Annotated in this window: 6 protein-coding genes and 1 pseudogene; all 7 read right to left on the reverse strand. The window is 58.1% G+C overall.

What is annotated here, in order from left to right; translation table 11 throughout:
- Positions 1–181, reverse strand: a pseudogene (locus RTY00_RS12595) (D,D-dipeptide ABC transporter permease); the annotation flags it as partial.
- Positions 178–1,248 carry an ABC transporter permease gene (locus RTY00_RS12600; RefSeq protein WP_154157070.1) on the reverse strand — a complete coding sequence of 357 codons (1,071 nt, stop codon included), beginning with the start codon at positions 1,246–1,248 and terminating at the stop codon, positions 178–180. The pseudogene RTY00_RS12595 and the gene RTY00_RS12600, both read right to left, overlap by 4 nt.
- A gap of 12 nt (positions 1,249–1,260) precedes the next feature.
- On the reverse strand, positions 1,261–2,853 hold the full coding sequence (locus RTY00_RS12605) for an ABC transporter substrate-binding protein (RefSeq protein WP_312664686.1): 1,593 nt from the start codon (positions 2,851–2,853) through the stop codon (positions 1,261–1,263).
- A 17-nt stretch (positions 2,854–2,870) separates the two neighbouring features.
- Positions 2,871–4,298: a M20 family metallopeptidase gene (locus RTY00_RS12610; protein WP_312664689.1), complete on the reverse strand. Its 1,428-nt coding sequence runs from the start codon at positions 4,296–4,298 to the stop codon at positions 2,871–2,873.
- Positions 4,299–4,431: 133 nt separating this feature from the next.
- Positions 4,432–5,346 carry a LysR family transcriptional regulator gene (locus tag RTY00_RS12615; protein WP_312664687.1) on the reverse strand — a complete coding sequence of 305 codons (915 nt, stop codon included), beginning with the start codon at positions 5,344–5,346 and terminating at the stop codon, positions 4,432–4,434.
- 204 nt (positions 5,347–5,550) lie between these two features.
- Positions 5,551–6,921 carry an amidohydrolase gene (locus RTY00_RS12620; RefSeq protein ID WP_312664688.1) on the reverse strand — a complete coding sequence of 457 codons (1,371 nt, stop codon included), beginning with the start codon at positions 6,919–6,921 and terminating at the stop codon, positions 5,551–5,553.
- 106 nt (positions 6,922–7,027) lie between these two features.
- The coding region (locus RTY00_RS12625; RefSeq protein WP_409519137.1) for a GH36-type glycosyl hydrolase domain-containing protein at positions 7,028–9,599 on the reverse strand (2,572 nt) is incomplete at its 5' end.

Consider the following 9,599-nt stretch of genomic DNA (forward strand, 5'->3'; position numbering starts at 1 on the left):
TAATCACCTGTAACACCAGCAGACCAAACACCGCGGCGGGATTGTCGCAAAAGCGACGCCACTGAATCCACATCAGCTGCACTTGGGCCTGCAACGGCGATTGCGGCGCCGGATCGCGCAGCCAGGCGCGTAAGCTCCGCGAGGCGGGCAGCGCCGGGGACTTGTTCACGGAATCGGTCATGGTTCCTCCTGACGCGTGCGGGGATCAAACAGACGATAGAGCAGATCGCACAGCAGGTTGAGGGCAACGAAGATAGCGCCGATCAGTAAGGTGCAGCCAACCACCGCATTCATGTCGCCGGCCAACAGCGCATTGGTGAGGTAGCGGCCAAAACCGGGCCAGGCGAACACCGTTTCAGTTAGCACCGCGCCTTCCAGCAGCCAGGCCCACGACAGCGCAACCACGGTCAAGGTCGGCACCGCGATATTGCGCAGCGCATGCACCCACACACAGCGCGCCCACGATAAACCTTTCACCCGCGCGGTGATGATGTACTCCTGCGAAAGCTGCTCCAGCATGAAGCTGCGCACCATGCGGCTGATATAGGCGAGGGCGCTGAGACCCAGAATCGAGGCGGGCAGAATGATGTGACCCAACACATTGCGGAACACCTCCCACTTGCCGCTCAGCGCGCTATCAATCAGCCAAAAGCCGGTCACCGGTTGGAGATCGAACTCGTAGATGAAATCGATGCGTCCGGGGCCGCCAATCCAGCCCAGCGTGGCGTAAAACAGCAGCAAACCCATCAGTCCCAGCCAGAAGTGCGGCGTGGAGTAGCTGAGCAAACCGACAAAGCGCATCAGATGATCGAACCAGGTATTGCGATACATGGCGGAGAGCACGCCCGCTGGCACGCCCAATCCCACGCCGATAATCGCCGCCACCGTTGCCAGCTCCAGCGTGGCGGGAAACACGCGGGCGATATCCTGTGCCACCGGATGGCTGGTGGTGAGCGCGATACCAAAATCAAGATGCAGCAGTTGCCAGACGTAAGCGACAAACTGCTGCCACAGCGGCTGATCGAGGCCGAGCTGCTGGAACATCTTGTCGTACGCTTCCTGGCTGGCGTTATCCCCGATGATCGCCACCACCGGATCGATCGGCAGCAAACGGCCAATAAAGAAAGTGAGTGCGGCCAGCCCCAACAGCGTGCAACCGATCGAAATAACTCCCTTAGAAAGGCGTCGCAACAGACGCCAGCCAGCGGAAGGTGTGTTCTGTGCGAGCGGTGAGATCACCTGAGACATCAGCCACCTCCATTATTTACTTGCGTCACCGTACCAAACGCGGAAACCGTTCCACGTCCAGTTCTTCACCACGGCGTTGATGCCCGCGCTGTTGTACATCTGGAACATGATCGCCATCGGGCCTTTTTGCATCTGCTCTTGCTGCAAATCGGCGTACAGCGCGCTGCGTTTACTGTCGTCCGGCTCCAGCAGCGCGGTCTCCACTTTCTGGTTCATCTGCGGATCGAAATAAGCGGCTCGCCAGCTCGGATACTGCGTGGCGCGCGCCTCTTTGCTGTTATCCGGGTTATAAACCAGACGCGAAGCGTTGCCGTAGGCATCCGGCACCGAGGTTTGCCACGCCATCATCGCGCTCTGGAACTCGCGGCCGCGCACGCGGCTGAACAGCTGCGCATTCGCCATACGTTCAAGATTGAGTTTCACGCCAATTTTGGCGGCGTTTTGCTGGATGCTTTGCGCGATCGGCGCTGAGTGTGGCAGCGTGCCAAACAGCACCGAGGCGCTAAAGCCGTTGGGATAGCCCGCTTCGGTCAGCAGCTGTTTCGCTTTGTCTAAATCGAGATGGAAAGGTTGGCCTTGTTTGGCATCCAGCGCGCCAAAGGCCCCTTGCTGCACAAAGCTGGCGCGTGGCACGCCGAGATAAGGCATCACGCTGTTGCCGAGGCCGTCATAATCGATCAGGTAGCGCATCGCCAGACGCACTTTTTCATTTTTGAAAATCGGGTCTTCGTTGTTGTAGGTCCAGAAGAACAGCTGCGGTTTCAGCACCTTCTCCACTTTGACCTTGCCGCCTTCATCCAGCGTTTTCAGGTCATCGGCTGACAGATCGCGCGCGATATCCACATCACCTTGCGTCACCAGTAAACGCTGTGTACCGGTTTCGGCGACGTGACGAATCAAAATGCGCTTCAGCACTGGCGCTTTGCCCCAGTAGTTGGGCGAGGCTTGCAGCACCACGCCTTCACCGGCGTTCCAGCGCACCAGCTGATACGGGCCGACGCAAGCAGTGTGGGTGGAGAGATATTTGTGGCCGAGATCGCCGTCCACCGCTTGCTTCTCTAGCAGTTTGCGATCCAGCAGCGATGAGACATTATTGGCGGCAATCGCCTGCAGCACCAGATTGGTGGGATAGGCTTTGTCGAAACTCATCACCAGCGTTTTATCATCCGGCGCAGTGATGCTGCTATCGACATTCTCTTTGCTGAAGCCGTACTCCTTGATGGCAGCGGCGTTGCCGTATCCGAGTTTCACCACGCGCTGCATCGACCAGGCTAAGTCGCCTGCCGTCGCCGGTGAGCCGTCGGCAAACTTTAGATTGTCCTGCAGATGAAAGGTGATGGTTTTGCGATCGGCTGAAACGTCCCAGCTTTTTGCCATGCCGGGATCGAGCTGAGTTTCATCGCTGACGCGAAAATCCACCAGCGTGTCACAGGTATTGGAGTAGATTTCGCTGGTCACCACTTCACCAATTTGTGCCGGATCCCAGGTGCTGATGGCGTCAATATTCCATGCCATCACCAGCGAGTCGGGCGGTGTAGCGGCCTGCGAAGCGGCGCAGCAACCTGCTGCCAGCGCGATGGCGGCAGTGAGTGTTTTCATCGTCATGCTTCTCTCCTGAGCGGTTACAGATGGTCCGGGCGTGGCTGAATCGGCGGCTTAACCTCCGCAGGGATCGGGCAGTGATACGGTTTCTCGCTCACCTGTTCGAAGTGCGCTTTTTTCACCTGCGCCAGTAGCATTTTATCGGTCAGCACATCCACCGCCGTCGCTGCCATCACTTTGGCGACATGCGCCAGCGCTTTGTGCGCCGCGGGCATTTTGCCCTGCGCGGTAAGCTGCCATGAGTGGCCGGGCGTACCAATTGCCATGGTCGGCACGTGTGCCTGCACGGTGGGGATCACCCAACTGACATCGCCGACATCGGTGGAGCCGATCATCACTTCGCCGTGAGTATCCAGCGGGATGATGTAGTCGCTGAGTGGTTTAGGATTAGCGGGTTTAACGCCGGTTTTGCGGTAGCAGTTGTCGATCTCTTCGGGCGTTAAGGTGGCCTGAATCTCGGCGGCAAAGGCGAGGTCGGCCTGGTCAAACGGCACCGGACCCAGCGCTTCGAGATTAAGCTGCATCGCCTGTTCCAGCGGGCGGTTGCCGAGCAGATTGGAGACGGCGCTCATGATGCTGATATCGACCTGAGTGTCGGTCATCAATGCCGCGCCAGCGGCCACGCGCTTAACGCGCTCATTGAGATCAAACATGGCGTGCACATCGCGCGAACGAATCGCGTAGCGCACGGTGGATTTGGCTTGCACCACATTGGGCGCGACGCCGCCGGCATCGAGAAAAGCGTAGTGAATGCGCGAATCCTGCGGCACGTGTTCACGTAAAAACTGCACGCCGACGTTCATCAGTTCAGCGGCATCCAGCGCGCTGCGCCCGAGATGCGGCGAGGCGGCAGCGTGTGACGATCGGCCGCTGAAGGCAAAATCCATACGCGTGTTGGCTAATGACAGCGGTTTGGCGACTTCATGGTGCGCGCTCGGATGCCAGGTAATAGCAACATCGACGCCATCAAAGGCACCGGCGCGTGCCATAAAGGATTTTGCTGCGCCGCCTTCTTCCGCCGGACAACCGTAATAGCGTACGCGACCCGGCAAGCCAGTTTCATCCAGCCACGCTTTCAACGCTGTTGCCGCCAGCATCGCGGCGGAACCCAACAGGTTATGCCCGCAACCGTGACCATGCCCGTTGCCCGGCAGCGGCGAGTAATGCGCAACACCGGCCGCCTGGCTCAGCCCCGGCAACGCATCGTATTCGCCAAGAAACGCGATGATTGGCCCACCTTCACCGGCTTCGCCCATCACGGCAGTGGGAATCTCCGCCACGTTCTCCGTGACGCGAAAGCCTTGCTGTTTCAGCATCGCGGTATGCTCCGCCACCGAGCGATATTCGGTATAACAGATTTCCGGCATGCCCCACACGCGATCGCTCAGATCACAAAAGTCCGCTTGATGTGTCTCCACCCATTTCCACACTAACGCTTTGTTTTCCATCATGGTCCTCAGCTTGGTTGGTCAGGTATCGCCAGAGGCGGCAGCCTCTCTGAACTCGCAGCATGGAGGAAAACAACAGCGTTAGGCCAATGAGCAATTCACACTCCCCATTCCAAAATTGCATAGTTTGCCGTCAGGCGGCGTCTGCCGTATCGCTGGCGCAGGCGCGCAGCCACAGCTGTTCTGCCTGCGGGTTTTGCAGCACCGGTTGACGATAAAGCCGAATTGCCAGCGAGATATCCCAAGTGCTTTCATCGGCACGCACCAGATTGCCGCTGGCCAGCTCTTCGTGGATCAAACTCAGCGGCAGCCAAGCCACACCCGCACCGGCCAACACCATCGCTTTGAGATTCACTGACATGCCGTTTTCATACACCGCTTCCAGCGGCAGCGGCCGTTTACTCAGCATCTGCGCCAGCGCGTGGGCGAAGAAAGTGTGCTGGCCGTAACTCAGCCACGGAATTGGGCCGCCGTCAGCGCGTACCGGATAGAGCGGTTTGCCGCTGCTGTCGGGACGACACACGGCGATAGCGCGCTCGCGTCCCAGCTGGATCATCGGGTAAGCCGCCAGCTGGTGAATTAAGGAAACAGCATCGTTGGCGTAGGTCAGCAGGAAATCGGTTTCACCGCTGTGCAGAGTGGAAATGTGTTCGACGAAGCTCGGCTTCTGATTGCATAAGCGGATGTAGCTGAGGTGCGGCTGCAAATTGAGCCGCTGAATCCAGTCGGGAAAGAAGGTCAGCGAAAGGGTATTCAGCATCGCAAAGCGCAGCACGGCGGTGCGTGAGCTGTAGCGCTGATGCAGATCGTTACGCAGATGCGTCATGGAGAATACCGTTTCGCTGGCGGTGGCGAGAAAGGTTTGGCCTTCCGGCGTTAGGGTGACGGGATAGGTTTTGCGGTCAAACAGCGGCACGCCCAGCCACTCTTCTAGCTGGCGGATGCGCCGACTGAGCGCCGATTGCGTGATATGCCGCTCATTGGCGGCGCGGGTAAAACTGTAACAGCGGGCGACACTGAGAAAATCTTCAAACCATTTCAATTCCATAGCGCAGACCTCTTTGGACGAAAGGTAACGATAAGTCACAATTTGTTACACGCAAGAAACGCGCCAGTCTGCGAATGGCCTGATAGCTCGCATGTCAGCTTGATGAGATTAATAAACTGCCGCTGCTGGAGCAGCAACTGCACCCCGCAGGTGCAAGTGCGGATTTTCCCGTAGGGTGCGCATTAATGCGCACCTGGTTTAAATTCATACCTTGTTTAAGCTGCCAAACGTCTGACTACCGTTATAGAACGTCGCCATCACCGGCGCGATGTGCGCAACGGCTTCCGCAGAACAGCTGGCGTTAACCAGCATCATGGTGGCGTGATCCTGCGCTTTCGGCCATTGCTGTTCGCCTTGGCTGTTTAGCGGCAACACTTCGTCAGTAGCGATACCTAGCGCGCGGCTGAGCGAAAACTCATCCGGCCCGCGATAAAGCTGCGAATAGACGTTGGCTTTTTCCAGCATGCTGCCGCTGCCAAACGGCTGCCAGTGATCGGCGATGGTGTCAGTGCCCGACCACACTGGCACGCCCGCGGCGCGCAGCTGCGGCAGCGGCATAATTACGCGACCAATCGGCACGGTGGTAGCGATGCTGAACTGCTGCTCTTTCAGCTCCTCAATCATTGCCGCCAACTCGTTACCCTGTAACGTACCCAACGCGAAGGCGTGACTAATGGTCACTTTGCCTTTCAGCTGCGGATTGTCGCGCACCGTTTTCAGCATGTAGCGAATCGCCGCCACGCCGTGCGGTTCGGTTTCGTGCAGATGAATATCGATCGGTGCGGCGAAATCGAGCGCGATGCTAAACATCGTATCCAGCGACTTCTCCATCGCGCCGTCGACGTTGGTAGGATCCAGCCCGCCGACATAGTTCGCGCCCATCTTCATCGCTTCGCGCATCATGCCTTCGACATTTGAGCGCAGTAATCCGTGCTGCGGGAAGGCGACAATTTCCGCATGAAAATCGTCGCGATGGTTAGCAATTGCCTGCTGCAGATGTTCCAGACCTTGTAACTTGCTGACCGGATCGATGTTGCAATGGCTGCGTGCGGAGCTGCTGCCTTTGGATTGCAGTAGGCCAATCAGTTTCTCGGCACGGATTTCAGAAGTCGGCACCAGTTCGGGCAAGATCTGCTCTTCCTGATGGATCATATCAATCACGTTATGGCGCGGCAGCGGCGCGCGCCAGCCTTCGCCGTAGAAGGTTTTATCGAGGTGGATGTGCATGTCGCGCGTGGCGGGCAGCAGCAGATAACCGGCGGCATCCCATGCGGGCAAATTAAGGCTGACGCCTGCGGGATGCACTGCGGCGATGTTGCCGGCATTCACCTCGACATCATACAAACCGGTGCGCGTGGCGGTAACCACGTCCTGTTTGCGGATAAAAGCTTCTTCCAGCCGCACATTACGCAGCAGATAGTGCGTGGCATCCACGCGGCTGGCATTGGCGGGTTGGCAGGTTGCCGCCGCCTGAACGCTGCGGCTCATGCCCGCGCTGAGTAAGGTGCCTGCGGCGGTGAGTTTCATGCCAGCGGAAAGAAAATCCCGGCGATTGCCGGGTGATAAGAGGCTCATTAGTCATTCTCCTTGTAGGGGAGAATTACCCTAAAATAGACGCTGGCAGGGCGCTGTGATATTTCCCACTGCTGGCTATGGTGAAAACTAATGACCGCAGTGATTGCTACTCAGCGAGATGAATTCGTACCTGATGAATCGCAGCTTCACCGCTGAGCGTAATGACATCATCGGCACTCAGCTCATCATCCAGCCACAGCTGATAACCGCCGGATGTACGTAGTATCTCAATCTCATAGCGCGCGGCACCTTCATGATAAATAACCTTCGCGCCCGGCCACGCCTTAGGCAGACGTGGACGCAACTGCAATTTATCGCCGTGGCGCGTGATGCCGAGCAGGGTTTCGATAATCAGCTGATAGGTCCAGCCTGCCGAACCGGTGTACCACGTCCAGCCGCCACGGCCTTGGTGGTTATCGGCGCTATAGACATCCGCCGCCATCACGTAAGGTTCGACCTTGTAAGTTGCAACAGCGTGCGCATCAAGGCTGTGATTGATCGGATTGATCAGCGCCAGCAATTCCCATGCGCGATCGACCTGGCCCATTTCCGCGAACGCCATAATCGCCCACAGCGCGCCATGCGTGTATTGCCCACCGTTTTCGCGAATGCCTGGCAGATAACCACGAATGTATCCCGGATTGGGACCAACGCCATTAAACGGCGGCGTCAGCAGCTTGATCAGGCCGTTATCGCTATCAACTAATTGCTGATCTAGCGCCTGCATCGCCGAGATGCATTTATCGTGATCGCCTGCAGCGGACAGCACCGACCAGCTTTGTGCGATAGCATCAATGCGGCATTCGGCGTTGCGCTGGGAACCGAGAGTTTCGCCGTTATCGAAGTAGCCGCGCAGGAACCATTCACCATCCCAGGCGAGCTGATTGAGTGCCGTTTTCAGCTTTGCAGCCTGCTGTTCGCACAACGTAGCGGCTTCCGCTTGCCCGATACGTGTGGAGAGCGCGGCAAAGCGCGTGAGCACGCTGTAGAGGAAAAAGCCCAGCCAGACGCTCTCGCCTTTACCGGCAATGCCGACTTCGCTCATGCCGTCATTCCAGTCGCCAGAACCCATCAGCGGCAAACCATGCTCGCCAAATCGCAGGCCATGCTGGATGGCGCGTAAGCCATGCTGCCACAGGTTTTCCTGCAGCTGACTGACGTTGGGCAGGCTATAAACCGACTCTTCTTCGGCCGCGAGCAGTGGCGCTTCAAGATACGTAATTGGCTGTTCTAACAGCGCGAGATCCTTAGTGGCGGTGATGTAATGGCAAAGTGCAAAGGGCAGCCAGAGATAATCATCCGAGCAGCGGGTGCGCACGCCGCGTCCGGCGGGTGGATGCCACCAATGCTGCACATCGCCTTCGAGGAACTGACGGGACGCGCACAGCAGCAGCTGATCGCGCAGCAAGTGGGGCGCGGCGTGTGTGAGCGACAGCGTGTCCTGCAACTGATCGCGGAAGCCAAACGCGCCGCCCGACTGATAATAACCGCTGCGCGCCAGCAAACGGCTGGCCAGCGTTTGGTACAGCAGCCAGTTGTTCGCCAGCAGGTTCACCGCTGCATCCGGTGTCTGCACCTCGACTTTGTTTAGCAGACCGCGCCATTGCTGCTGCACTTTTGCCAGTTCGGCTTCCGCCTGTTCGCTGGGAAGAAATTGCTGCATCAGCGTCAGCGCCGCTGTTGTATCTTCTGCCGCGCCTAATACGAACACCAAGGTGCGCGTGTCGCCATCAATTAAGCTGGTCAGCGTTTGCAAGGTGGCACAGGGATCGAGCCCCGCGCCGGTGTTGCCCGATAAGCCACGCGCCTGCATCATCGCGGGCTTACGCGTTGAACCATTGCGGCCCAGACACTCAAGGCGATTACCGCTGAAAGCAATCTGATTACCTGATGCGGCGAAGAATGCGGTGCGCGCCGATCCGGCGCTGGTGTAAGGGTTCATCGCCAGAATGGCGCTGCCATCGGCCACTATCGCCGATGAGGTTTGTACGTGGCGAGCAGATTGGCTCATCAGTTCACCCAGCACCCATTCGACGTAACCGGTAATCGACAGATGTCGCGTTTTGCCAGACAGATTGCTCAGTTGGATCAACGTGATTTTCGCTGCCTGTTCGCCCGCGACGAAGGTGGTGAGCGTGCTGCGGATGCCTTGCTCCTGATGCACAAAGCGGCTGTAACCCATGCCGTGCTGCGTCAGATAATCACCGGCGCCACGCATTGGCAGCGGCATCGGTGACCAGACATCGCCGCTCTCCTCATCGCGCAGATAAAAGGCTTCACCCGACGTATCGCTAACCGGATCGTTGTGCCACGGCGTCAGACGATATTCGTGCGCATTTTCATACCATGTGTAGGCCTGACCACTTTCCGAGATCACGCTGCCAAACTGTTTATTTGCCAGCACGTTGCACCAGGGCGCGGGCGTCTGAAGATGTGGGGACAGCAGAATGTGATATTCGCTGCCATCGGCGCTGTAGCCGCCGGTGCCATTGAACAGCTGCAAGTTTTCCGCTGCAGCGAGGCGAGTAGGTGCAGGAAAGGCCTGTTTATGTGGCAGGAAGCGGGATGGCGGCGCAACCGGCTGCGGTTTTAACAGCACCGTCAGCTGATCGGCCAAACTGCCATTGCGGCCTTCCAGCACCACGGCAGCTACGCTGAGTAGCAGCGTGACATCTTCG

It is taken from the genome of Pantoea sp. CTOTU49201 (genome assembly GCF_032054795.1).
GTDB classification, from domain to species: Bacteria; Pseudomonadota; Gammaproteobacteria; order Enterobacterales; family Enterobacteriaceae; genus Pantoea; species Pantoea symbiotica.